Raw genomic sequence first — 23,082 nt, forward strand, 5'->3', positions numbered from 1 at the left:
CAACCACGGAAAGAGATCACGCATGTCAGCGACCAAAATCCTCTGGGGGCCAATCGCAGTGGTCCTTCTGATCGTGATCGCCACGACCTGGGCTGCGACCCAATATGTTGCCTGGCAGCTTGGGTATCAGGCGCAGCTCGGCACGCCCTGGTTCAGGCTCGGTGGTGTGCCGGTCTACTATCCGCCCGCCTTCTTCTGGTGGTGGTACTTCTTTGATGCCTACGCACCCGAGATCTTCAACAGGGCCGCCTTCATTGCGGCCTCAGGCGGCTTCATCGCTATCGCTGTCGCCATCGGCATGTCGGTCTGGCGCGCTCGCGAGGCCAAGAACGTCCAGACCTACGGCTCCGCACGATGGGCCCAAATGAAGGAGGTGGAGGCCGCAGGGCTTTTCGGCTCGGACGGCGTCGTGCTTGGCCGGTTCGACAACGACTATCTGCGCCATGACGGGCCCGAGCATGTGCTGTGCTTTGCGCCGACACGTTCCGGCAAAGGCGTCGGCCTTGTGGTGCCTACGCTCCTGACCTGGCCGGGCTCGGCAATCGTTCACGACATCAAGGGCGAGAACTGGCAACTCACAGCCGGCTTCCGTAACAGGCATGGTCGCGTACTGCTCTTCGATCCAACCAATCCGAAATCAGCCGCCTACAATCCCCTGCTTGAGGTTCGTCGCGGCGATTGGGAGGTGCGCGACGTGCAGAACGTTGCCGATATTCTGGTCGACCCGGAAGGTTCGCTCGACAAACGCAATCACTGGGAAAAGACCAGCCACTCCCTTCTGGTCGGTGCGATCCTGCATGTCCTCTATGCCGAGGAAGATAAAACCCTTGCCGGCGTCGCCGCCTTTCTCTCCGATCCACGCCGCCCGATCGAAGCAACGCTAGCAGCGATGATGACGACGAAGCATCTCGGCGAGGCCGGCCCGCATCCGGTTGTCGCGTCGACGGCGCGCGAGCTCCTCAACAAATCCGACAACGAACGATCCGGCGTGCTCTCTACTGCCATGTCCTTCCTCGGCCTCTATCGCGATCCGGTCATCGCGGAAGTGACTGGCCGTTGCGACTGGCGCATCGCGGATTTCACAGCCGAGGCAAAGCCGACGACGCTCTACATGGTCGTCCCGCCATCGGACATATCCCGAACAAAGCCACTGATCCGCCTCGTCCTCAACCAGATCGGCCGACGGCTCACCGAGGACCTGCACACCACGAAACGCAAGCATCGCATCCTCATGATGCTCGACGAGTTCCCAGCTCTCGGTCGCCTCGATTTCTTTGAGTCCGCGCTTGCCTTCATGGCCGGCTACGGCATCAAGAGCTTTCTCATCGCTCAGTCGCTGAATCAGATCGAAAAGGCCTACGGCGCCAACAACTCGATCCTCGACAATTGCCATGTGCGGGTGAGTTTCGCGACCAATGACGAGCGGACCGCCAAACGCGTCTCCGATGCTCTCGGCACAGCCACAGAAATGAAGGCGATGAAGAACTATGCCGGCCACAGGCTCTCGCCATGGCTCGGGCACCTGATGGTCTCGCGTTCAGAAACGGCACGGCCCCTTCTCACCCCCGGTGAAGTCATGCAACTACCACCGGCCGAAGAAATCGTCATGATCGCAGGTACGCCGCCGATACGGGCAACAAAGGCGCGCTACTATGAGGATGTGCGCTTCCGCGAACGCGTCATGGAGCCGCCGGATCCATCCGAATTGGACAGGACCAGCCGACGCGACAACTGGTCGACAGTCCTACCGCAGGATCCCCATCCCGTATCAGCAACCGCTGAAGTGCCAGACAGCGCCAATGCGGGGCTGCGCCGCGAACCGGAGCTCCCCGAACACGTGGCCATCGCAAAAGAAACCACGGATCATACGCCTGCTCAGGAGTTCGCGCATATCCTCGACGACGAGCCGGAGGACGCCGTTCGGCGTCGTCAGGCGCTGCGCCGTCAGATGAGCGGCATCGCACGCCAGGTCGCACTCGACCCAGGCGACGGTATGGAGCTCTAGGGCATGCGTGATCGGCTCAATCTCACCCTGCCGGTGGAGCTCATCGGGCGCATCAACGAGCTTGCCGATCGCAAGAAATTGCCCAGGTCGGCCATCGTAGAGGCGGCTGTCAGTTCGTTTCTGTCGCCCGATCACGCCGATGCGCGTGAAGCAGCCTTCGCACGCCGGCTCGATCGACTGTCCAGACAAATCCAGCGGATGGAGCGCGATCTTGGCGTGACCGCGGAAACCCTCGCCCTTTTCGTGCGCTTCTGGCTTTCGATCACCCCGCCACTGCCGCCTGAGGCGCAAGCCGCGGCTCAGGCCAAGGGACGAGAGCGTTTCGAAGGCTTCGTCGAAACGCTCGGCAAGCGACTGCAGAAGGGCCAGAGTTTTCTGCGAGAGATTCCAGATGATGTTGATCAGCATCACTCGACCGAAGGCGGCCTTTAGGAGCGACCACGATGGTTGAGGCGCACTCGGATTTCGCGGAGAAAATCCAGCGAGTATCGGTCGCGTCTCGGCAATGTCCGGGCCAGGCACCAATGTACCCGAGGCCGCCCGCACCGTGCTCGACTTGATAGAAGGCAGGAAGCGCAATGCTGGAGCGGGCGTTCGCTTGGATGGTCTTGTGGCGGTTATTCGATCGGCAGCGGCTGCGCGTGCTTCACCTGCCCCAACGCGAAGCTCGATTCAATCGAGGCAACGCCTTCGAGCCGGGTGAGCGTTCGCTTGAGGAAAGCTTCGTAAGCCTCGAGGTCCTTCACGACGATCCGAAGCAGGTAGTCGCGCTGACCTGTCATCAGGTAGCATTCGACGATCTCCGGCCAGCGCTGGACGGCCCTGGCGAACCGGTCAAGTTCTTCCTCCCGCTGCCGCTCCAGCTTAATCGAGGCGAAGACGCTGATCGGCAGGCCGACCTTCACCTGGTCGACAACGGCCACGTAACTTTTGATCACGCCCATCTCTTCCAGATTCCGAACCCGGCGGGCGCAGGGCGACGGGGAGAGCCCGACTTCCCGGCTAATCTCGTCGCTCGTCGCATGCGCGTTAGATTGCAGGATTGTCAGGATTTTGCGGTCGATCGCATCGATGATTGGTTTTGCCATAGTTCATCATATATCGGGACACTTTTCGCAAAACCAGCCAATACTTCCGCTCTCTGCAGTCAAAATTGACTGAAATCGCTGCGATCATCCAGTTATGGTCGTCACAAATTCGAGGGAGGATTTCGTGGAAAAAGATCGACTGGAGTTGCTGGCAGCACTGGAGAAAAAAGTACTGTGGCTCGCCACCTGGATGATCCACAATGCCAACCATATCCGTCCCAGCGACGATGGGCTTAAAGTTGGCGGCCACCAGTCGTCGTCGGCGTCCCTGGCGACGATCATGACGGCGCTTTATTTCGAAATCCTCCGGCCCGAGGACCGGGTGGCGGTCAAGCCGCATGCGAGTCCGGTGTTCCACGCGATCCAGTATCTGTTTGGCAACCAGACCTTGGAAAAGCTGCAGAATTTTCGCGGCTACAAGGGCGCACAATCCTATCCATCCCGCACCAAGGATGTGGACGACGTCGACTTCTCGACCGGTTCGGTCGGCCTCGGCGTTGCGCAGACACTGTTTGCCTCGCTGGTCCAAGACTATCTCCACACCAAAGGGATGGCCAAGCAGCTGTCCGACGGAAAGATGATCGCGCTAATCGGCGACGCCGAGATGGACGAAGGCAACATCTTCGAGGCGCTTCTGGAAGGGTGGAAGCACGGCCTGCGTAACACCTGGTGGATCGTCGACTACAACAGACAAAGCCTCGATGCGGTCGTGCGCGAGGGGCTGTGGGAACGGTTCGAGTCCCTGTTTCAAAACTTCGGTTGGGATGTCGTTCTGCTCAAATACGGCCGGTTGCAGGAGCAGGCCTTTTCCGAACCAGGGGGCGAAGCCCTTCGCCAATGGATCGACCGCTGCCCGAACCAGCTCTATTCGGCCCTGACGTTCCAAGGCGGTGCTAGCTGGAGAAAGCGCCTGCTCGACGATATGGGTGACCAAGGTGCGGTTACCCGGCTGATCGAGAGCCGCAGTGACGCGGAACTGTCGCAACTGATGACCAATCTCGGCGGCCACGATCTGCCGACGCTGATCGAAGCATTCGAAAAGGCGCGCACGCATGACCGCCCCGTCTGTTTCATCGCTTATACGATCAAGGGCTTCGGTCTCCCGCTCGCCGGCCACAAGGACAATCACGCCGGTCTCATGACCCTGGCGCAAGTCGACAGCCTGCGCGCCGCGCATGGCGTGCGGCCTGGACACGAATGGGAGCCCTTCGAAGGCCTCGTCCAGCCGGCGGCGCAGGTAGCCGATTTTGTTGGCAAGGCGCCTTTCATCGCCAAGGGCCGGAGGCGCTATGCGTCGGCGCATATCGACGTACCCGAGGTGCTGCAGGCGCCCGTCCAGCCGCAGATGTCGACGCAGCAGGGTTTTGGCCTGCTCATGCACGAGATCGGCAAACAGGACAGCGAGTTCGCAAGGCGCATCATCACAACCTCACCTGACGTCACGGTGTCGACCAATCTCGGCGCCTGGGTCAACCGCCGCGGCCTGTTCGCGCGTAACGAGATGGCCGACCTATTTCGTAAGGAACGCATCCCGTCGACCTTCAACTGGGAATTCTCGCCCAAGGGCCAGCACATCGAGCTCGGCATCGCCGAGATGAATCTGTTCATCATGTTGTCGGCGCTGGGTCTTTCGCATTCGATCTTCGGCGAGCGCCTGTTGCCGGTTGGAACCCTCTACGACCCGTTCATCGAACGCGGTCTCGATGCGCTGAATTATGCCTGCTACCAGGACGCCCGCTTCATAGTCGCCGCAACTCCTTCCGGCGTCACGCTTGCGCCGGAAGGCGGCGCGCACCAGTCGATAGCGACCCCACTGATCGGCATGGCGCAAGACGGGTTGGCGGCCTTCGAGCCCGCTTTTGTCGACGAACTGGCGACCATACTGCGCTTCTCCTTCGACTACATCCAACGCTCCGGCGAGGCCGAGCCGGATGAGGCAACCTGGCTCAGGGATGCCGTCGGCGGTTCGGTCTACCTCAGGCTTTCAACCCGCTCCATCGACCAGGTGAACCGCCAGATCGGCCCCAGACTTTCGGAAGAGATCGTCAACGGCGGCTACTGGATGCGCAAGCCCGGCCCCAATGCAGAGGTCGTGGTCGTCTATATGGGCGCCGTCGCTCCCGAAGCGATCGAGGCGGTCGGGCTGATGGGGGAAGACAGGCGAGATGTCGGCCTGCTTGCCGTTACCTCGGCCGACCGACTCAACGCCGGATGGACTGCGGCCCAGCGGGCGCGCGAACGCGGTCTGATCCACGCCAGAAGCCATATCGAGCGCCTGCTCGAGGCGATACCGCCGCACTGCAGGCTGGTCACAGTGGTCGATGGTCATCCTGCCACACTGGCATGGATCGGGTCTGTCCATGGCCACCGCATCCGGCCGCTCGGCGTCGAGCATTTCGGCCAGACGGGCACCATTGCTGATCTTTACCGGCACTATGGCATCGACGCGCAGGGCATTGTACGCGCAGCGGAGGCGGTTTCCGGAGCCAAGCCGATACGGCATCTCGGTGTCGTTGCGATGTGAGTTCTGCGTATCTTAGGCGGCTCGGCAGCAAATGGTAATACGCCGCGAACAGGCGACTGAGGAGCGTTCCCTCATAGGCCTCGCACCATGTGCCATCCGCGAAAACAGCAATGTCGTCTCTGTTTCCGACAGAAAACCCCGCAAGTCTTGAGATCGCAACATGCTGCTGTCGATCACCAAATGCCTGGTCATAAGACATCGCCCCGCCATTCGCCTGTATTTTCACGCTACTCTACTACTCCCCCTGAAACCTGTTGAACCTGCCTGACTTCTGGCTCTCTTAATCATCCCCGATCAGGGTAGCGCGGCGCGCCACCCGAACGAGAACGGGGACTAGGTGGCGATTTCTCAACGACATTCCGAAGCATCCTCGCGCGGTGCGCGCATGCTGCGCACCGCACTGGGCCCCGCGATCGCCGGGTTCCTGGGAGATCCATCCATCGTCGAGGTGATGCTGAACCCCGATGGGCGGCTCTGGATCGATCGCCTCTCCGGCGGGCTTGAAGATACAGGTTGCACGCTCCTGGCCGCGGACGGCGAACGCATCATTCGCCTCGTCGCCCACCATGTCGGCGCCGAAGTGCATCCCGGCAATCCGCGTGTTTCGGCCGAGCTTCCCGAAACGGGAGAGAGGTTCGAAGGGCTACTGCCGCCTGTCGTCGCAGCACCTGCCTTTGCGATCCGAAAGCCGGCTGTCGCCGTCTTCACCCTCGACGACTACGTCGCAGCCGACGTCATGACCGCGCAGCAGGCAACTGCGCTTCGTCAGGCTGTTGCGGCGCGCGCCAACATTCTCGTCGCTGGTGGCACGTCGACCGGCAAGACCACGCTCACCAATGCCCTTCTTGCGGAAGTCGCCAAGACCTCGGATCGCGTCGTCCTGATCGAGGACACGCGCGAGCTGCAATGCGCCGCGCCCAATCTCGTGGCCCTTCGTACCAAAGAAGGCGTCATCTCCCTCTCCGATCTCGTTCGATCGTCGCTTCGCTTGCGCCCCGACCGCATTCCCGTGGGCGAGGTGCGCGGCTCCGAAGCGCTCGATCTCCTCAAAGCCTGGGGCACCGGCCATCCCGGCGGCATCGGCACCATCCATGCAGGCACTTGCATCGGCGCCCTGCGGCGCCTCGAGCAGCTTATTCAGGAAGCCGTCGTCACCGTCCCGCGCGCACTGATCGCGGAAACCATCGACCTCGTCGCGGTCCTTTCCGGGCGCGGTTCCGCCCGACGACTTGCTGAACTTGCTCGCGTCGAGGGGCTCGACCCCGGCGGCGACTACCGCATCGCTCCCATCACCTCCAACAACGAAGGAACCTCCTGATGACGCCACCCTTTTCCCAAGCCAGACGCCGTATCGCGGCATTCTGCTCGGTCGCCGCCCTTGCACTAACGGTCGCCCCTGTCGCACACGCCGCAGGCTCGTCGATGCCCTGGGAACAGCCTCTGCAGCAGATCCTGCAGTCGATCGAAGGACCGGTCGCCAAGATCATCGCCGTAATCATCATCATCGTGACCGGACTAACACTCGCGTTCGGCGACACCTCGGGCGGCTTCCGGCGACTGATCCAAATCGTCTTCGGCCTCTCGATCGCCTTCGCCGCATCAAGCTTCTTCCTCAGCTTCTTTAGCTTCGGCGGCGGAGCGCTCGTCTGATGGAAGAACCAGTCCCAGGGTTCAGCGCACCCGTACATCGGGCGCTTACAGAGCACATCCTGCTCGGCGGCGCCCCCCGCTCAATCGCCATCCTGAACGGCACGTTGGCCACGGCCCTCGGGCTCGGCCTGCGGCTCTGGATCGTCGGGATCGCGCTGGGGCTGATTGGGCACCTTGCTGCCGTCTGGGCCGCCAAGCGCGATCCAATGTTCGCCGACGTCGTGCGCAGGCATCTGCGCATCCCCGGCCACCTCAGGACGTGAGGTAGTCGCCATGATGAACCTTGCCGAATATCGAAACCGAAATGCCCGCCTCTCGGACTTCCTGCCTTGGGCAGCGCTCGTGCGCGAGGGCGTTGTCCTCAACAAGGACGGCAGTCTCCAGCGCAGCGCCCGTTTCCGCGGCCCGGATCTCGACAGCTCTGTTGCAGCCGAACTGGTCGCCATCTCCAGCCGTCTCAACAACGCCTTCCGGCGCCTTGGCTCGGGTTGGGCAATCTTCGTCGAAGCGCAGCGTCATGCAGCCGCCGCCTACCCGGAAAGCACATTCGCAGACGCCGCTTCCGCCCTGGTCGATGCCGAGCGCAAGGCCGGCTTCGAAGAGACCGGGGCCCATTACGAGTCCAGCTACTTCCTGACTTTCACGTATCTGCCCCCGGCCGAGGACACTGCGCGCGCGGAAAGCTGGCTCTATGAAGGCAAAGCCGAAAGCGGCGTCGATCCGCACGAGATCGTCGTCGGCTTCATCGACCGCACCGACCGTGTGCTGCAACTCGTCGAAGGTTTCATGCCGGATTGCGCATGGCTCGACGATGTCGAGACCCTGTCTTACCTCCATGCCTGCGTTTCGACCGAACGTCATCGAGTGCGCGTTCCCGAGACGCCGATGCATCTTGACGCGCTACTCGCGGACCGGCCCCTCGCAGGCGGGCTCGAGCCACGTCTTGGCGACCAACATCTTCGTATTCTCACCATCGTCGGCTTTCCGACCGCGACCACGCCTGGAATCCTCGACGAGCTCAATCGTCTCGCATTCCCCTATCGGTGGTCGACCCGCGCCATCCTCCTCGACAAGGCTGACGCGACGAAGCTGCTGACCAAGATCAGGCGGCAATGGTTCGCCAAGCGCAAGTCGATCGCAGCAATCCTGAAGGAGGTAATGACAAATGAGGCTGCTGCTTTGGTCGACACAGATGCGGCCAATAAGGCTGCCGACGCCGATGTCGCCCTGCAGGAGCTGGGCGCCGACTATGCCGGACAGGCTTATGTCACTGCGACGCTCACCGTCTGGGATGCCGATCCGCGTGTCGCTGACGAAAAGCTGAGGCTCGCCGAAAAGGTCATCCAGGGCCGCGACTTCACATGCACGCCCGAGACCATAAATGCCGTCGACGCCTGGCTAGGTTCGCTGCCCGGTCACGTTTACGCCAATGTGCGGCAACCGCCGCTCTCCACGGTCAATCTAGCCCACATGATCCCGCTTTCCGCTGTGTGGGCAGGACCACAAGAAGATGAGCATTTCGCAGCGCCCCCTCTCCTATTCGGCAAGACCGAAGGCTCTACCCCGTTCCGCTTTTGCCTTCATGTCGGAGATGTCGGTCACACGCTGATCGTAGGCCCGACAGGTGCTGGCAAATCAGTGCTGCTCGCCCTGATGGCGCTGCAGTTCCGCCGCTATCGCCATTCGCAGGTCTTCGCCTTCGATTTCGGCGGCTCGATCCGCGCCGCTACACTCGCCATGGGCGGCGACTGGCACGATCTTGGTGGCGACCTGACTGGTGATGCTGGCGAGCCGGTACAACTCCAGCCACTCGCGCGCATCCATCACGTACCGGAGCGTGCCTGGGCAGCCGACTGGATTGTCTCGATCCTGGTCCGTGAGAGCGTCCCGATCACTCCAGAGATCAAGGAGCATCTGTGGTCTGCGCTTACCTCCCTCGCCAGCGCCCCCGTCCACGAGCGCACGCTCACCGGCCTCAACGTCCTGCTCCAGTCGAATGACCTGAAACAGGCGCTACGCCCCTACTGCGTCGGAGGTCCTTATGGCCGGCTCCTCGACGCCGAGTTCGAGCGCATCGGCGAGACATCTGTCCAGGCCTTCGAAACCGAGGGACTGGTCGGCACGGCTGCCGCCCCTGCGGTGCTTTCTTATCTCTTTCACCGTATCGAGGATCGGCTCGACGGTTCGCCTACGCTCATCATCATCGACGAAGGTTGGCTCGCACTCGACGACGATGGCTTCTCCGGCCAGATCCGGGAGTGGCTGAAGACCTTGCGCAAAAAGAACGCCAGCGTGGTCTTTGCCACGCAATCGCTGTCCGACATCGACCGCTCCGCGATCGCGCCCGCTATCATCGAGAGCTGCCAGACCCGGCTCTTGCTGCCGAACGAACGCGCAATCGAACCGCAAATCACCGCAATCTACCGTCGTTTCGGCCTCAACGATCGCCAGATCGAGATCCTGGCGCGCGCTACGCCAAAGCGCGACTACTATTGCCAGTCTCGGCGCGGCAACCGGCTCTTTGAACTCGGCCTTTCCGAGGTCGCCCTCGCGCTTTGCGCTGCATCCTCAAAAACCGACCAGACGCTGATTGCGCAGATCCTAGGTGAGCATGGCCGCAATGGCTTCCTCGCTGCCTGGCTGCGCACCCGCGGCGTCGATTGGGCGGTCGACCTCATCCCCAACCTCACCAATCTCGTCCCCGAACCTGAGAAGGATCCCACGCCATGACCACGCAACTCTCGACCCTTCGCGCTGCCTTGATTGGAGCAACGGTTCTTTCTGCGACCGGTGCGCTTTCGCCCGCGCTGACGAGCCCAGCGCAGGCCTTCTTTGGTCGGATTGTCTACGATCCGACCAACTACGCGCAGAACGTGCTCACCGCCGCCCGCACGCTGGAGCAGATCAACAACCAGATCAAAAGTCTGCAGAATGAAGCGCAGATGCTCATCAACCAGGCGAGGAACCTGGCGAGCCTGCCATACTCGTCTCTCCAGCAGCTTCAGCAGTCGGTGCAAAAGACGCAGCAGCTTCTCAGCCAGGCGCAAAACATCGCCTTCGACGTCCAGCAGATCGACCAGATGTTCGAACAGAAATATGGCAGCGTGTCCTTGTCGGCCTCCGATCAAGAGCTCGTCGCCAACGCGCGTGCACGCTGGAAAAACACCGTGGGCGGCTTGCAGGACGCCATGCGTGTACAGGCAGGCGCCGTCGAAAACATCGAGACCAATCGCGCCCAGATGTCGGCGCTGATCGGCCAGAGCCAGAATGCGGCCGGTGCACTTCAAGCAACACAAGCCGGTAACCAGCTTTTAGCGCTCCAGGCTCAGCAACTCGCCGATCTCACTGCAGTCATCGCTGCCAATGGCCGGGCGCAGGCACTCACCGACGCCGAACGTGCAGCCGCTGCCGAACAGGGCCGCGAGCAGCGCCGCCGCTTCCTGACCCCGGGTTCCGGCTATCAGCCCGGCAATGCCCGCATGTTCAACAATGGCAACTGACAGCCAGAGGAGAACATCATGGACGGCAAGATGCTGGCGCGCCTCGGCGCAGTCGTGTTCGCCGCTGTCGCCATCACAGCGACAGCCATCGAATTGACCCGGAAAGAAGCAGTGCCCGCGACGACACAGGTGCTGCGGGCCGAGAGCGATCCACTGCACGAGAGACAGCGCCGGTGCCAGCAGCTTGGACTGAAGGCGGCTGAAGACGCCGATTGCCTGCGCGTCTGGGCAGAAACCCGCGACCGATTCCTTGGTCGCACGCCCGTGCCTCCTGCTCCGCGAATTCAGGAAGGGCGGTGAAGCATGGGAGGCGCCGGCGTTATCGACAACTTCCTCGGAGTCTTCGCCCGTTACATCGACAGTGGGTTTGGCCTTTTGGGGGGAGAAGTCGCCTTCATCGCCACCACGCTGATCGTCATTGACGTGACGCTGGCAGCTCTGTTCTGGAGCTGGGGCGCTGACGACGACATCATCGCGCGGCTGGTCAAGAAGACACTGTTTGTCGGCGTCTTCGCCTATCTCATCTCAAACTGGAACAATCTCGCAAACATCGTCTTCGACAGTTTCGCGGGCCTGGGCCTCAGGGGCTCCGGTACGGGATTTTCGACAGCGGACCTGATGCGCCCCGGCAAGGTGGCACAAACCGGCCTGGATGCCGCCCGGCCACTGCTCGAGTCCATCTCTGACCTGATGGGATGGGTGGCCTTCTTCGAGAACTTCATCCAGATCGCCTGCCTTCTCTTCGCCTGGGCCCTGGTCATCCTTGCCTTCTTCATTCTGTCGATCCAGCTCTTCGTCACACTGATAGAATTCAAGCTGACCACACTGGCCGGCTTCGTGCTGATCCCCTTCGGCCTGTTCGGCAAGACCGCCTTCATGGCCGAACGTGTGCTCGGAAACGTTGTCTCCTCCGGCATCAAGGTGCTGGTGCTCGCCGTGATCATCGGCATCGGCTCGACATTGTTCAGCCAGTTCACGCAAGGTTTCGGCGGCCAGACCCCGAGCATCGACGAGGCGATGGCTGTCGTGCTCGCTGCCCTGTCACTGCTGGGTCTCGGCATCTTCGGTCCCGGCATCGCCTCGGGGCTTGTCAGTGGTGGGCCCCAGCTTGGCGCCGGAGCGGCGGTTGGCACGGGTCTTGCCGCAGGTGGCATGACGCTCGCCGCTGCTGGTGCTGCTGGTCTTGCGGCGAAGGGCGGCGCTGCCGCCGTCTCCGCTGGCGCGGCAGCCGTCCGTGGCGGTGCAGTTGCTACCGGTGCTGCGTCTTCTGCCTATTCGCTCGCCTCCCTCGGTCAGTCCGGCGCGGCCGGCAGGGCCTCCGGACTGGGGGGCGTTGCACAGGCCGCCGGCAACGCGGCGACATCGCCGCTTCGCAGAGCTGCCGCTAGCGTCAAGTCAAGCTTCGCCGACGGCGTCAAGGCCGGTTTCAGCTCGACCGGCGGCTCCTCGACCATGGGCTCGGTCGGAGGCGTCGCTGAACCTGCCCCCTCTTCCACCAACCAGACTCCCAGCACGCCGCCCGGCTGGGCGCAGCATATGCGCCGGTCCGGCCACATGGGCCATGCCGTCCAGACAACCGCCCACGCCGTTCGCTCCGGCGACAGCCATGCCTCCGCCTCTTCCGTCAACCTTCAGACAAGTGATCGTTCATGAACCTCTTCAGGCGACCCGCCGCGCATTACGGCAAGACACCTCAACCCGAGACCCCCTATCAAAAGGCCGCGCAGATATGGGACGAACGCATCGGCTCGGCCCGCGTTCAAGCCAAGAACTGGCGCTACATGGCGTTTGGATCGCTGATCCTTTCTGGCGCATTCGCCGCAGCACTCGTCTGGCAGTCGACGCGTGGGACTGTCGTGCCCTGGGTCGTGCAAGTCGACAATCTCGGTCAGGCGCAAGCTGTCGTACCAGCAAGCGCCGACTATCTGCCAACCGATCCTCAGATCGCATGGCATCTCGCCCGCTTCATCGAACAGGTCCGCTCGATCCCGGCTGACCCAATCATCGTCCGCCAGAATTGGCTGCGTGCCTATGAGTGGACCACGGATCGCGGCGCTGCGGCACTCAACGACTACGCTCGCACCAATGACCCATTCACCAAGGTCGGCAAGCAACAGATCGCGGTCGAGGTCTCCTCGGTGATCCGCGCCTCGACGAACTCGTTCCGTGTCGCCTGGACCGAGCGCCACTACGAGAGCGGGAAGCTCTCCACGACCCAGCGCTGGACTGCAATCCTGACCAACGTGATCCAGCCGCCACGCGATGCCGAAAGGCTCCGCGCCAATCCGCTCGGCATCTACGTCAACGCCATCAACTGGTCGCAGGAGATGAGCCAATGAACCGGCCGACGATCCGCAGAGGCGGCAACCTGTCCTTTCGCAAATCCGCAGCTCCAGTACTTTTGCTTTCCGCCATGCTCGCGGGCTGCGCCACCAGCAAACCGCCTGTGATCAGCTACGACGCCAACGTGCCGCCCCTCCCGGCAATCCCCATGGCTACGGCAGATGTCAAACCGAAGCCTCTCCATATCCCGCCTGCTTGGACCCCGGCCCGTGGCGGTACCGCCGCCTCGACACCGACAGCACGTGTCGAGAATGCCAATGCCGCCGCGCGCGTCCAGCCACGCCGCGAAGGTTATTACAATGCCATCCAGATCTATCCCTGGAGCGAAGGCGCTCTCTATCAGGTCTATGCCGCGCCCGGGCAGATCACCAACATCGCGCTCGAGCTCGGCGAGAGCCTGACCGGTGCAGGCCCAATCGCCGCCGGCGACACAGCTCGCTGGATCATCGGAGACACCGAAAGCGGTAGCGGGATCACCCGGCGTATCCATGTGTTGGTAAAGCCCACGCGCGCCGACATCTCAACCAACCTCGTCATCACCACCGATCGGCGAACCTACATGATCGAGCTGCGTTCCGGCGAAAAGCCATACATGCCGGCAGTGGCCTGGGCATATCCAAAGCAACCAGCCGGACAACGCCAAGCCATTTCGGCAGCACCCCTCATTCCGACTGTTGCGGCGCGCAACTATCGCTATGGTCTCACAGGCGACAGTCCACCATGGAAGCCGGTCTCTGTCTATGACGACGGCAGGCGCGTCTTTGTCGAGTTTCCTCGCGGCATCGTGCAGGGCGAGATGCCTCCACTCCTGGTTATCGGCCCGGACGGCGAAGCCCAGATCGCAAATAGCCGTATCCACCAACACATCCTGATCGTCGATCGTCTGTTCGGCGCGGCCGAGTTGCGTCTTGGCAGCGGAGATCGACAGCAGACCGTCAGGATTGTGCGCACGGATGGAAGGCCGTCGTCATGAGCGAAAAGGACAACGTGGCTCCGATGCGTCTTCGTGCCGAACCGCCGCGCATCACCCGCCTGTCGCCAAAAGTCATCGTCGGCGTCGGCGTCGTCGCCTCACTCGGCATCGGCGGTGCACTGGTTTATGCGTTTCAGACGCGCGTACCCGGCGCCGACGACCAGGAGCTCTACTCGACCGCCAATCGGCAACCCGCCGACGGTCTCGCCAGCCTGCCGCGCGACTATGCCGGCCCGATCCTCGGGCCGGCGCTGCCGGGCGATCTCGGCCGCCCGATCCTCAACGCCCAAAACAGGGGGCAACCCGTGGTGCCGCCCGCGATCATGGCACCGGCTGTCGACGAGGCGGAACAGCGCCGGCGCGCTGAAGAAGAGGCCGCGCGGACCAGCACCGTCTTTTTCCAGTCACGGGGAGGATCGGCCGCAACGGTCGGGACGGGAGAACCGGCGTTGGGCTTTCCGGGCGCTGGCCTGGGAGGCCAGCCTGGCGAGCAGACCGCACAGGACAAGCAACTGGCATTCCTCAATGCCGCTGCTGACAAACGTACAGTGGCGCGCGACCGCGTCATGTCGCCAGCATCGCCCTTCGTTCTCCAGGCCGGTGCCGTCATCCCGGCAGCCCTCATCACCGGCATCAGGTCCGATCTACCCGGACAGGTCACCGCGCAGGTGACGGAGAACATTTACGACAGCCCAACGGGCCGCGCCCTGCTCGTGCCGCAGGGCACGCGGATCATCGGGCAGTATGACAACAACGTCCAATTCGGCCAGCGCCGCGCGCTCCTTGTCTGGAACCGGCTCATTTTTCCCACTGGCCGCTCCATTGTTCTCGAGCGTCAGCCGAGTGCCGATGCGCAAGGCTATGCCGGCCTCGAGGATAGAGTCGATTATCACTGGTGGGATCTAGCCAAAGCCGCTGGTCTCTCCACGTTGCTTGCCGCCGGTGCAGAGTTGGCTATCGACGATGAGAACAGGCTATTGCGCGCAATCCGCGATGGAGCGCAGGACACGATCAACGACGCCGGCCAACAGATCATCCGCAGGCAGCTCAACGTCGCACCGACGCTGACCATCCGGCCGGGTTTCCCGGTGCGCGTCATCGTCACGCGCGACCTCGTGCTCGAGCCCTATGGAGCAACGCAATGACCAAGCTGAAGTTGGGGCCCATCGCCGACGACAAGCCCATCAAGGTAACGTTGGAGCTCCCAGCCTCCCTGCATCGCGATCTCAAGAGCTATGCTGAAATCCTCGGCCGCGAGAGCGGTCAGTCGGCAACCGAGCCCGTCCGTCTGATCGTGCCGATGCTCCAGCGCTTTATCGCGACAGATCGTGGGTTTGCGAAGGCTCGACGGCCCCCTCATCCCAGTCGATAGCGCAGGCGCAGCCTGCTGACGGCTGTTGCAACAGTTTGGCGTCTTTGGGGACGAAACTGTTGATCCTCATGAATTTGCAGATGAATAGGGCACCTCGTCGCGATCAAGGTAGCATGCATCCCGCCGCAAGCGGCCGACCGGTCACTCCCGGAGACGCTGGTTAGCTTTCCTTTTTGCGCGAGATTTCCGCCGCCTGTACGACGTATTCGTTTTCGCTCTTTTCCTGTCGGTCACAATCGCCTTCAGTCGCCCACAAGCCGAAAAATCTAAGGAGGGATTGATGGCACTGGAGAGGGATTTCGCGATCAAGCGGACCATTCGCCGCAAAGAGCTCCGGCAGATTGTGCCGTTAGCTGACAGCACCATCTACGAAATGGAGCAGCGAGGGCAATTCCCCCGCCGCTTCGCCCTCACACCGAGATGCGTGGTCTGGGACCTCGGCGAGGTTCAGACGTGGCTCACAGCCCGCAGAGCCACGCCAATCCAGCGCACACCAGCGCCGGATCTCAACAAACGGCGATCGCGTGTGTCAAAAGAGACGGATTAGGCTCGTTGACATCAAAACGGGGGCGCACGCCTGGTCCCTGTCAACTCGGCATGTGCCATCCGCCTGCCTTGCCGATAAACGCATCCCGCTCCCTGGCTGCTTCGGGTATTTCGATCCCCAAGGCGCCGAGCAAAACCCTGATATTGGACGCAATCAAGTCTGCGAAGCGCTTCTCTTTCTTTTCAAGAGCCTTCAGACGGCTTGCTAGCGCAAACGCAATTTCTCTCGCGTATCGCTGACCCAGGCGCCTCCGTCCCGCCACGTTTTCGATCCCTAACGCTTGGAAAAAGGCGTCAAGGGCTCTCGGCGTAACTTCGTCCAGCGTCTTTGCGTCACCGATGCTGTAAGCCAGTTCGTCAGTCAGGCTGTCGTCCAGTCGCGTGGGCAGGATGTCGTAGCGCGGCGCCAAGCGGACACGGCCACCCGGCTCATGAAGGACAGCGAAATTCTTGGCGTGCCCATCGGCATTACCCACCAGGAGGTCAAATATCGTGGCTTGAATGAAGGCTTCCTTGGCATGGGCAGGGTCAACTGTCTGTTCGAGTATCTTTCGAATGCCGGGAACATCAAAACGACTGCCTTCCTTCCCACGCCGTTCATACTTCATCGATGCGGGCAACCCTAGTGCCTGGGCGAAGTCCTCCTGATGCAGGCGTACGACCCTATTCTGCCGGTCTCGCCTGCGGTCAAAACGGGTCACGAGAAGGGCTTCGATCCCACCAACCGGAAACGCTGTAGCTTCAGCCGTTTCCATGCCCAGCATCCGCGATAGATCCATCGCCTCTGCCTCATAGCGCGCATCACGCTTATGATCCTGATCCGGTACCTTCAGAATGTGTGTCGTTGGCGCGCCCGACCTTGGGTTCGGCTCGGCAAGCCTTCCGTCGGGAAGAAGTGTCAAAGCTATCTTGCTTTGTACGCCAGCTAGCGGAGATGGATCCTCCATTCCGTCTGGCAAACGCCGGCGCTTGTGGAGTGCCTCGACAATCGCGGCGAGACGGTCGGGCGGTATGGGGACGTAGTCCCGTTGGTAGTCGCCTGGAACCTTGACTGGCGGCGATCCCATTGGGAGGACAGAGAGGGCTCCAGCACAGTCCTTTCCGAGATGAAACAGCAGGCCAGCGATGTCGTCTCGGGCAAGCCCCTCGCGCTCCATCACGTCCGTTAGTGCGCCGTCGCGTTCCTGAAGGAGATTGCCGAAGAAGGCCCGCGCGGCAAAATCAGGATAAGGACCTCCGGCGAGCGGTAGAGACAGAGACAAAGGAGTGGCGTCCGGGTTCGCGAGATAACCTCTGTTGTATCCGAAAGCGACCGCACCTCTTTCGTCACGTACGAAGACGCCAACAGGATCGTCAAAGCCATCCAGCCTTACATCAAGGGCAAGAAGATCCACGTCCGTTACCTCTGCCGAGCAAGGAGCGATATGCCGGCTGCGCGCACGACCTTCAGCACTTTGCCAAGTTCGAGCGTTGGCTTGCCGTTTTCCAGCTCGGACAGGAATCTACGGCCGACGCCTGCTAGGTCAGCGAAGCTCTGCTGCGACAGATGGCGGGTTTCGCGAGCGCGCCTCACCAGCAGTCCGAGATCTGAAGGAGAGACGATCTCCAACTCGTCCACTTCCTCGCCACGATTGGCCCGCGACACGATCGTCTTATCGCTTCCCGTCTCTCTGTTCTGCTGTTGAGACGACTCCTCAATCGGATGCGGCAGAGAGATCCGTACACCTTGCGACATGTCTGGAAGCTGAAGGTTGATCTTTGGAACCGGTTCGGAGGCCCCCCCCAACAGGGTATCGGCGCCCTCAAACTGCAAGAGCGCCTTGGCGAGATCTGTTGCGTTAAGTTTGAGGCCATAGTCCGATGGCAACAATCCCTCACCGAGGTTTGTGAGTGCATCTTTGGGAACGGTGAAACCAGCAATGTGTTTCGCCAGATCTTGAGTTGACTCAGGAAACGGGCGTGGCAGCGTGGCCTGAACGGGTTCCAGCAGATCCGGGATTCGGAGGTCGATTTTGGGCGGCAGGGCTGGCAAATGCTTGTCAAAGTCGCTGGCAATCCCGAATTGCGAAATTGCCTTGACGAGATCTGTCGCGCTTAAAAATGGCGCGTTGATATCGGCAATGCGCTTCGCCAGGCCTTGAGAGCCAACCTGCCCAGCAAGCTTCGCAAGGTCCGTAGCGCTTTTGTCGCCCAGAGCGGATAGAGGTTTCTTACTAGCCATGCATTTGCTCCCGATCGGGAACATAGCGACATCTCATCAGTGTTTCAAGGGCACCTGCTCCCGATCGGTATCACTCGAAGATACCTGCTCCCGAAAGGGATCACATCGGCAAAAGGCACCCGCCCGGAGCCATTCTGCTACCGATCGGGAGCAGAATGGCCGACAACCACAAGCTCAAAGAGATGGATCAGGCTCAAAAATCGGCATCGAGGGCGGAACAAGAACGGGCATGTGCCGCCGACCTTCGAGCCAAGCATCCACCATGTCCGACCATTCCTGCATCATATGGCGGCGCTGCAGCTCATACTCGGCCTTGTTGTAGACGCCTCGTGAAGAACGCCCGTCCTCATGCGCGAGGCATTTTTCAATCCAATCGCTATTGAATCCCAGTTCATTGAGTAGCGTCGATCCCGTCCGCCTCAGATCGTGCACGGTGAAAGGCTCAAGAGGCAGACCGTCATTCTTCGCTCGCTCGACGACCAGGTAGGTGACCCGGTTAAAGGTGGCCCGCGACATTGGCGCGTCAGCATCGTAGCGTGATGGCAGGACATAACGCGAGTTGCCGGCGCAGGTCTTCAGCGCAATGAAGATGTCGAGCATCTGACGCGACAGGTACACATTGTGCGCCTTGGCTCGCTTCATGCGCTCCTTCGGGATCGACCAGACAGCGTTCCCGAAATCGACCTCATCCCAAGTCGCATCCTGAAGTTCGCTCTTTCGAACCATGGTCAACAAAAAGAGCTTCATTCCCAGCCGAATGGTCGGAAGGGTTGCGATCTTCTCCAGCGTCTTCAACATCACTCGGATCTCGGCCGGAGACAGCGAACGATCGCGTGGCACGAAATGGGCGATTGAAGCGGGGCCAACATCGTCCGCGGGGTTGGAAACCTTCTCCCCGTGCAGGATGGCGAAGCCGTAAATCTGTTTCAGGATATCTCGAACGTGGATTGCGGTCGCCGGCGCCCCACGCCCGACAATCTTTGCGCAATGCGCACGCAGATCGTCGGGCGTGATTTCGGTGAGCAGGCGGTTTCGCCAGATCGGCAACAGATCACGCTCCAAGATTGAGCGGCGCATCGCGCGTGTGCTCTCCGCCATAGGCGCGCCCTCCAGCCACTTCGCGCCGAACTCGCCGAAGCTCTTCGCTTCCTTTAGGCGCCGTTTGTCTCGCTGCTTTTCCAGCGCTGGAGAACGCCCCTCGCGAACCGCCCGCCGGGCATCGAGACAAAGCTCGCGCGCTTTCACAAGAGAGATTCCATCCCGGCCGTACTTGCCGAGGTAGATCGTCTCGCGCCGACCATTGATCCTGTAATCCAGGCCGAACGAGACTGCACCACTTGGCATGACGCGAACGTACATGCCGTCGCGGTCCGCCACTTTGTACGCTTTGTCTTTTGGCCTCAATGACTTAAGAGCAACGTCCGTCAACATGCGCCCATTTCCTCCAGAAAGTACCGTCAGGGGTATTTCAGAGGTTCGCGGCGAATAAACTCATTTTAATTCAATGAGTTATGCGCCAAAAAGTACCGTCACGACCCTCAGTTCCTGTGACGGTACTTTCGAAAATCTGGGAGCGCAATATGGGGGAGGTCCGTCAGAACGCACGACAGGCCCGTCTGCTGCCTGCCGATTGTTCTCGACAGGCAGAAACAGATTTTATATTTTATTTCAATCAGTTAGATCGCACCGTGGCGTATTTTTGGATACGCCCGGATGGGCCTAAATCATTCCCACTCGATCGTGCCCGGCGGCTTCGAGGTGACGTCGTAGACGACGCGGTTGATGCCACGCACCTCGTTGATGATGCGGGTGGCAGCCTGGCCGAGGAAGTTCATGTCGTAGTGATAGAAGTCGGCGGTCATGCCGTCGACGGAAGTGACGGCACGGAGTGCGCAGACGAACTCGTAGGTGCGGCCGTCGCCCATGACGCCAACGGTCTGGACCGGCAGCAGCACGGCAAAGGCCTGCCAGATGGCGTCGTAGAGGCCGGCCTTGCGGATTTCGTCGAGATAGATCGCATCCGCCTCGCGCAGGATCTCGAGCTTTTCGCGAGTGATGCCGCCGGGGCAGCGGATGGCGAGGCCCGGTCCGGGGAACGGATGACGGCCGATGAACGAGTCGGGCAGGCCGAGTTCCTTGCCGAGCACACGGACCTCGTCCTTGAACAGTTCGCGCAGCGGCTCGACCAGTTGCATGTTCATGCGGTCGGGAAGACCGCCGACATTGTGGTGCGACTTGATGGTGACCGAGGGGCCGCCTGTGAAGGAGACGCTCTCGATGACGTCAGGATAGAGCGTGCCCTGGGCGAGGAAATCGGCGCCGCCGAGCTTCTTGGCCTCTTCCTCGAACACCTCGATGAACAGCCGGCCGATGGTCTTGCGCTTCTTTTCCGGGTCGGACTCGCCTTCGAGCGCCGAGATGAAGCGGTCGGAAGCGTCGACGAGGATCAGCGGCAGATTGTAGTGCTCGCGGAACATGGCGACGACGTCAGCCGCCTCGTTCTTGCGCATCAGGCCGTGGTCAACGAGGATGCAGGTGAGCTGGTCGCCGACGGCCTCGTGGATCAGGAGTGCCGCAACAGACGAGTCGACGCCGCCTGAGAGGGCGCAGATGACCTTCTTGTCACCGACCTGCTTACGGATCGCCTCGACGGCATGCGCGCGATAGGCGTGCATGGTCCAGTCGCTCTCGATGCCGGCGATCTTGTGGACGAAATTGCGCAGCAGCTTGGCTCCGTCGGGCGTGTGCACGACCTCGGGATGGAACTGCACGGCGTAGAAATTGCGGGCCTCGTCGGCGATGGCAGCGAAGGGCGCGCCATTCGAGGTGCCGATGACGCGGAAGCCCGCGGGGATCTCGGTGACGCGGTCGCCGTGGCTCATCCACACCTGGTGGCGCGTACCCTTGGCCCAGACGCCGTCGAACAACGGGCTGTCGTCCTGGATCTCGAGAAAGGCGCGGCCGAACTCACGGTGGTGGCCGGCCTCGACCTTGCCACCGAGCTGGGCACACATGGTCTGCTCGCCATAGCAGATGCCGAGCACCGGCACGCCGGCGGAGAAGACCGCATCAGGGGCCCGGGGGCTGCCAATGTCGACGGTGGAGTGCGGGCTGCCCGAGAGGATCACCGCTTTGGGATTGATCCGCTTGAAGGCCTCTGCGGCCGACTGGAAGGGCACGATCTCGGAATAGACCCCGGCCTCACGCACGCGACGCGCAATGAGCTGCGTCACCTGGCTGCCGAAGTCGATGATGAGGACGGTTTCGGGGTGCTCGGAGTTCTTCATGGCGGGCGTTTAAAGAAAGATTCCCTTTCGCGCAATGGGCTCGATTGCATGGGTGACAAGTGCGAACTGCAATGGCGGCGCCATCAGGGTCGGCCAGTCACCTGGCCTGCGGCTTCGCAAGGCTGCGCAGCGCCGCCATCAGCGCCTCGAACGCCCCCTCGCCCAAGCGTTGACGATAGCTGCTCTCGATGTCGAGCTTGATGCGGTCGCCGTCGGCGAGAGCTGCAAGGCCTTTTTCGGTGTAATGGACGAGCTTGCCGCGCTTGTCTTCGGGGTCAGCAGTGCGCTCGATAACGCCCTCGGCCTCGAGCCCGTCAAGCAGCTGCTGCACCGCCTGCTTGGAGATGCCGGCGCGCTCGATGAGCGCCGCCTGCCTGGTGCCACGCCGGGCAATGTGCCCGAGCAGGCCGGCGCGGCTTTCGCTGAACCAGTCGTGGCCTGCCGCGCGCATCGCCTCGGCGAACTCGCCCTGCCAGGCGCGGCTCGCCTGCCACAGGCGCCAGCCGACATGGTCGGGCAGCTGCTTTGCTTCATTTTCGTCAAGCTTCTTGACCATCTTCTTAATCCCGCATATCGTCAAGGCACTTGACCAACCTGATATCCGAAGGAAACAACGATGGCAATTCTCAACCAAGCCGCGCTGAAGGTGCTGATCCCGGGCACGACCCATGTGCTCGACCGCAACGGCAAGGAGGCCTATGTCTATTTCGACACCGGCGACCAGGCGCACATGCTGCTCGACGATGGCGAGACGCGGAAAGGAAGCTGGGCGCTTGTCGAGGGCGGCTATGTGGTCGAGTGGAACAATGGAGCCGTCGGTCGCTGGACGCTCGACCATGAGGCCGGATCAATCAGCTATGTGAACCAGGATCGCGACCTCAAGGTGAGGCTCGCAGGCATCCTGTTCGGCAACGCCAAGGGCCTGCCGCGCAATGCTGCCTAGAGCGTGAACTCGCCGGCGTCGAACGCCTGGCCGAGCAGGTGCACAGCATGGGCCAGCTTTTCGTCGACGATGTGCAGATATTCGGTCCAATCATCGACATGGCTGATGTCGGCGGCACCGTCCGAGATGCCGCGCAGGCCGATCAGCGGCACGCCGAAGAGCTGGCAGGCGCGCAGAACGGCGAAGGTTTCCATGTCGACCATGTCCTCGGCGATCGCATCGTAGGCTGCGCCGGAGATGATGGTGCCCCCGGTGGACAGGCTGGCCTGCCTGACGCCGGGGATGCGAAGCGCAAGCGGCAGCGTGGCCGGCAGGTCGAGGAAGGGCGTCGTGCCTTTTTCAAAGCCGAGCGCCGAAGCATCCATGTCGCGATAGCAGACCGAAGTCACCTGATAGACCTCGGTCTGTTCCAGCCTGCGGCTGCCGGCGGAGCCCAGGCAGACAACGATGTCGGGCAAGGCATTGCCGGCGGCCAGCCGGGCGAGCTCGGCGCCGACCTTGACGCCAGCCTCGACAGGGCCGACGCCAGTCATGAACGGCACGAACAGCTTCTGCAGATGCGGGCCATATTCAGCTTCCGCTGCCATGATAAACAGGACGTTGCGACCGGCGAACGGCGTTGAAGGCATG

At 61.8% G+C, this 23,082-nt stretch carries 23 protein-coding genes; 16 read left to right on the plus strand and 7 right to left on the minus strand.

Annotated features, from left to right (window positions below; all coding sequences use genetic code 11):
* The first annotated feature begins 22 nt into the window (after positions 1-22).
* Both NDO48_RS22660 and NDO48_RS22665 read left to right on the plus strand, forming a co-directional pair.
* Positions 23-2,005 carry a conjugal transfer protein TraG gene (locus NDO48_RS22660; RefSeq protein ID WP_267322393.1) on the plus strand — a complete coding sequence of 661 codons (1,983 nt, stop codon included), beginning with the start codon at positions 23-25 and terminating at the stop codon, positions 2,003-2,005.
* Between the two features lie 3 nt (positions 2,006-2,008).
* Positions 2,009-2,437, plus strand: a complete 429-nt coding sequence (locus tag NDO48_RS22665) for a ribbon-helix-helix protein, CopG family (protein ID WP_154385361.1) — start codon at positions 2,009-2,011, stop codon at positions 2,435-2,437.
* A gap of 185 nt (positions 2,438-2,622) precedes the next feature.
* Here NDO48_RS22665 and NDO48_RS22670 read toward each other — a convergent pair whose 3' ends face one another.
* A complete protein-coding gene (locus tag NDO48_RS22670) occupies positions 2,623-3,093 on the minus strand; it encodes an Lrp/AsnC family transcriptional regulator (protein ID WP_067965088.1) in 471 nt (156 codons plus the stop codon).
* Positions 3,094-3,283: 190 nt separating this feature from the next.
* On the opposite strand from NDO48_RS22670, the gene NDO48_RS22675 reads away from it, so the two are divergent.
* The 13 genes from NDO48_RS22675 to NDO48_RS22735 all read left to right on the plus strand — a co-directional run bounded on the left by NDO48_RS22675 (position 3,284) and on the right by NDO48_RS22735 (position 16,002).
* Positions 3,284-5,617, plus strand: coding sequence for a transketolase (locus NDO48_RS22675; protein WP_267322417.1), 2,334 nt, complete (start codon positions 3,284-3,286; stop codon positions 5,615-5,617).
* Positions 5,618-6,002: 385 nt separating this feature from the next.
* Complete coding sequence (trbB, locus tag NDO48_RS22680) at positions 6,003-6,935, plus strand: P-type conjugative transfer ATPase TrbB (protein WP_416377215.1); 933 nt, start codon at positions 6,003-6,005, stop codon at positions 6,933-6,935.
* Positions 6,935-7,267: a TrbC/VirB2 family protein gene (locus NDO48_RS22685; protein ID WP_267322395.1), complete on the plus strand. Its 333-nt coding sequence runs from the start codon at positions 6,935-6,937 to the stop codon at positions 7,265-7,267. The genes trbB and NDO48_RS22685 overlap by 1 nt, the downstream gene beginning before the upstream one ends.
* Positions 7,267-7,530 carry a VirB3 family type IV secretion system protein gene (locus tag NDO48_RS22690; RefSeq protein WP_267322396.1) on the plus strand — a complete coding sequence of 88 codons (264 nt, stop codon included), beginning with the start codon at positions 7,267-7,269 and terminating at the stop codon, positions 7,528-7,530. The genes NDO48_RS22685 and NDO48_RS22690 overlap by 1 nt, the downstream gene beginning before the upstream one ends.
* Positions 7,531-7,540: 10 nt before the next feature.
* Positions 7,541-9,997, plus strand: coding sequence for a conjugal transfer protein TrbE (gene trbE / locus NDO48_RS22695; protein ID WP_267322397.1), 2,457 nt, complete (start codon positions 7,541-7,543; stop codon positions 9,995-9,997).
* The gene (trbJ, locus tag NDO48_RS22700; protein WP_267322398.1) at positions 9,994-10,767 is read left to right on the plus strand and encodes a P-type conjugative transfer protein TrbJ; all 774 of its coding nucleotides are present in this window, start codon (positions 9,994-9,996) and stop codon (positions 10,765-10,767) included. The genes trbE and trbJ overlap by 4 nt, the downstream gene beginning before the upstream one ends.
* 18 nt (positions 10,768-10,785) lie before the next feature.
* Positions 10,786-11,067 (plus strand): putative entry exclusion protein TrbK-alt, encoded by a 282-nt coding sequence (gene trbK-alt, locus NDO48_RS22705; RefSeq protein WP_267322399.1) that lies wholly within the window; start codon positions 10,786-10,788, stop codon positions 11,065-11,067.
* A 3-nt stretch (positions 11,068-11,070) separates the two neighbouring features.
* On the plus strand, positions 11,071-12,420 hold the full coding sequence (trbL, locus tag NDO48_RS22710; RefSeq protein WP_267322400.1) for a P-type conjugative transfer protein TrbL: 1,350 nt from the start codon (positions 11,071-11,073) through the stop codon (positions 12,418-12,420).
* Positions 12,417-13,106 (plus strand): conjugal transfer protein TrbF, encoded by a 690-nt coding sequence (gene trbF / locus NDO48_RS22715; RefSeq protein ID WP_267322401.1) that lies wholly within the window; start codon positions 12,417-12,419, stop codon positions 13,104-13,106. Before trbL ends, trbF begins: the two co-directional genes overlap by 4 nt.
* The gene (trbG, locus tag NDO48_RS22720; RefSeq protein ID WP_267322402.1) at positions 13,103-14,083 is read left to right on the plus strand and encodes a P-type conjugative transfer protein TrbG; all 981 of its coding nucleotides are present in this window, start codon (positions 13,103-13,105) and stop codon (positions 14,081-14,083) included. Before trbF ends, trbG begins: the two co-directional genes overlap by 4 nt.
* Complete coding sequence (locus tag NDO48_RS22725; protein ID WP_267322403.1) at positions 14,080-15,228, plus strand: TrbI/VirB10 family protein; 1,149 nt, start codon at positions 14,080-14,082, stop codon at positions 15,226-15,228. The genes trbG and NDO48_RS22725 overlap by 4 nt, the downstream gene beginning before the upstream one ends.
* A complete protein-coding gene (locus tag NDO48_RS22730; RefSeq protein ID WP_267322404.1) occupies positions 15,225-15,455 on the plus strand; it encodes a DUF2274 domain-containing protein in 231 nt (76 codons plus the stop codon). Before NDO48_RS22725 ends, NDO48_RS22730 begins: the two co-directional genes overlap by 4 nt.
* A 280-nt stretch (positions 15,456-15,735) precedes the next feature.
* Complete coding sequence (locus tag NDO48_RS22735) at positions 15,736-16,002, plus strand: helix-turn-helix transcriptional regulator (RefSeq protein WP_267322405.1); 267 nt, start codon at positions 15,736-15,738, stop codon at positions 16,000-16,002.
* Positions 16,003-16,042: 40 nt separating this feature from the next.
* Here the strand turns inward: NDO48_RS22735 and NDO48_RS22740 are convergent, their stop codons facing one another.
* The 5 genes from NDO48_RS22740 to NDO48_RS22760 form a co-directional block, all read right to left on the minus strand.
* On the minus strand, positions 16,043-17,395 hold the full coding sequence (locus NDO48_RS22740) for a HipA domain-containing protein (protein WP_267322406.1): 1,353 nt from the start codon (positions 17,393-17,395) through the stop codon (positions 16,043-16,045).
* A gap of 5 nt (positions 17,396-17,400) precedes the next feature.
* Positions 17,401-18,222 carry a helix-turn-helix transcriptional regulator gene (locus NDO48_RS22745; RefSeq protein ID WP_267322407.1) on the minus strand — a complete coding sequence of 274 codons (822 nt, stop codon included), beginning with the start codon at positions 18,220-18,222 and terminating at the stop codon, positions 17,401-17,403.
* A gap of 174 nt (positions 18,223-18,396) precedes the next feature.
* A complete protein-coding gene (locus NDO48_RS22750) occupies positions 18,397-19,653 on the minus strand; it encodes a tyrosine-type recombinase/integrase (RefSeq protein ID WP_267322408.1) in 1,257 nt (418 codons plus the stop codon).
* Between the two features lie 293 nt (positions 19,654-19,946).
* On the minus strand, positions 19,947-21,509 hold the full coding sequence (gene guaA, locus NDO48_RS22755) for a glutamine-hydrolyzing GMP synthase (protein WP_018426635.1): 1,563 nt from the start codon (positions 21,507-21,509) through the stop codon (positions 19,947-19,949).
* 97 nt (positions 21,510-21,606) lie between these two features.
* Positions 21,607-22,065, minus strand: coding sequence for a MarR family winged helix-turn-helix transcriptional regulator (locus NDO48_RS22760; RefSeq protein WP_018426634.1), 459 nt, complete (start codon positions 22,063-22,065; stop codon positions 21,607-21,609).
* Positions 22,066-22,125: 60 nt separating this feature from the next.
* On the opposite strand from NDO48_RS22760, the gene NDO48_RS22765 reads away from it, so the two are divergent.
* Positions 22,126-22,452, plus strand: a complete 327-nt coding sequence (locus tag NDO48_RS22765) for a hypothetical protein (RefSeq protein ID WP_018426633.1) — start codon at positions 22,126-22,128, stop codon at positions 22,450-22,452.
* Here the strand turns inward: NDO48_RS22765 and NDO48_RS22770 are convergent.
* Positions 22,449-23,081 (minus strand): 5'-methylthioadenosine/S-adenosylhomocysteine nucleosidase, encoded by a 633-nt coding sequence (locus NDO48_RS22770; protein WP_018426632.1) that lies wholly within the window; start codon positions 23,079-23,081, stop codon positions 22,449-22,451. The genes NDO48_RS22765 and NDO48_RS22770 overlap by 4 nt on opposite strands.
* Position 23,082: the final 1 nt, after the last annotated feature.

The sequence above is a fragment of the Aminobacter sp. MET-1 genome, from assembly GCF_026521175.1.
In the GTDB taxonomy this organism is placed as follows: domain Bacteria; phylum Pseudomonadota; class Alphaproteobacteria; order Rhizobiales; family Rhizobiaceae; genus Aminobacter.

Coding starts and splice junctions, on each gene's coding strand:
- NDO48_RS22765 (WP_018426633.1), top strand. CDS start 22,126: ATGGCAATTCTCAACCAAGCCGCGCTGAAGGTGCTGATCCCGGGCACG.
- trbE (WP_267322397.1), top strand. CDS start 7,541: ATGATGAACCTTGCCGAATATCGAAACCGAAATGCCCGCCTCTCGGAC.
- trbG (WP_267322402.1), top strand. CDS start 13,103: ATGAACCGGCCGACGATCCGCAGAGGCGGCAACCTGTCCTTTCGCAAA.
- trbJ (WP_267322398.1), top strand. CDS start 9,994: ATGACCACGCAACTCTCGACCCTTCGCGCTGCCTTGATTGGAGCAACG.
- trbL (WP_267322400.1), top strand. CDS start 11,071: ATGGGAGGCGCCGGCGTTATCGACAACTTCCTCGGAGTCTTCGCCCGT.
- NDO48_RS22690 (WP_267322396.1), top strand. CDS start 7,267: ATGGAAGAACCAGTCCCAGGGTTCAGCGCACCCGTACATCGGGCGCTT.
- NDO48_RS22750 (WP_267322408.1), bottom strand. CDS start 19,653: ATGTTGACGGACGTTGCTCTTAAGTCATTGAGGCCAAAAGACAAAGCG.
- NDO48_RS22760 (WP_018426634.1), bottom strand. CDS start 22,065: ATGGTCAAGAAGCTTGACGAAAATGAAGCAAAGCAGCTGCCCGACCAT.
- NDO48_RS22665 (WP_154385361.1), top strand. CDS start 2,009: ATGCGTGATCGGCTCAATCTCACCCTGCCGGTGGAGCTCATCGGGCGC.
- NDO48_RS22770 (WP_018426632.1), bottom strand. CDS start 23,081: ATGCCTTCAACGCCGTTCGCCGGTCGCAACGTCCTGTTTATCATGGCA.
- NDO48_RS22735 (WP_267322405.1), top strand. CDS start 15,736: ATGGCACTGGAGAGGGATTTCGCGATCAAGCGGACCATTCGCCGCAAA.
- NDO48_RS22730 (WP_267322404.1), top strand. CDS start 15,225: ATGACCAAGCTGAAGTTGGGGCCCATCGCCGACGACAAGCCCATCAAG.
- guaA (WP_018426635.1), bottom strand. CDS start 21,509: ATGAAGAACTCCGAGCACCCCGAAACCGTCCTCATCATCGACTTCGGC.
- NDO48_RS22745 (WP_267322407.1), bottom strand. CDS start 18,222: ATGGCTAGTAAGAAACCTCTATCCGCTCTGGGCGACAAAAGCGCTACG.
- trbK-alt (WP_267322399.1), top strand. CDS start 10,786: ATGGACGGCAAGATGCTGGCGCGCCTCGGCGCAGTCGTGTTCGCCGCT.
- trbF (WP_267322401.1), top strand. CDS start 12,417: ATGAACCTCTTCAGGCGACCCGCCGCGCATTACGGCAAGACACCTCAA.
- trbB (WP_416377215.1), top strand. CDS start 6,003: ATGCTGCGCACCGCACTGGGCCCCGCGATCGCCGGGTTCCTGGGAGAT.
- NDO48_RS22685 (WP_267322395.1), top strand. CDS start 6,935: ATGACGCCACCCTTTTCCCAAGCCAGACGCCGTATCGCGGCATTCTGC.
- NDO48_RS22670 (WP_067965088.1), bottom strand. CDS start 3,093: ATGGCAAAACCAATCATCGATGCGATCGACCGCAAAATCCTGACAATC.
- NDO48_RS22660 (WP_267322393.1), top strand. CDS start 23: ATGTCAGCGACCAAAATCCTCTGGGGGCCAATCGCAGTGGTCCTTCTG.
- NDO48_RS22675 (WP_267322417.1), top strand. CDS start 3,284: ATGATCCACAATGCCAACCATATCCGTCCCAGCGACGATGGGCTTAAA.
- NDO48_RS22725 (WP_267322403.1), top strand. CDS start 14,080: ATGAGCGAAAAGGACAACGTGGCTCCGATGCGTCTTCGTGCCGAACCG.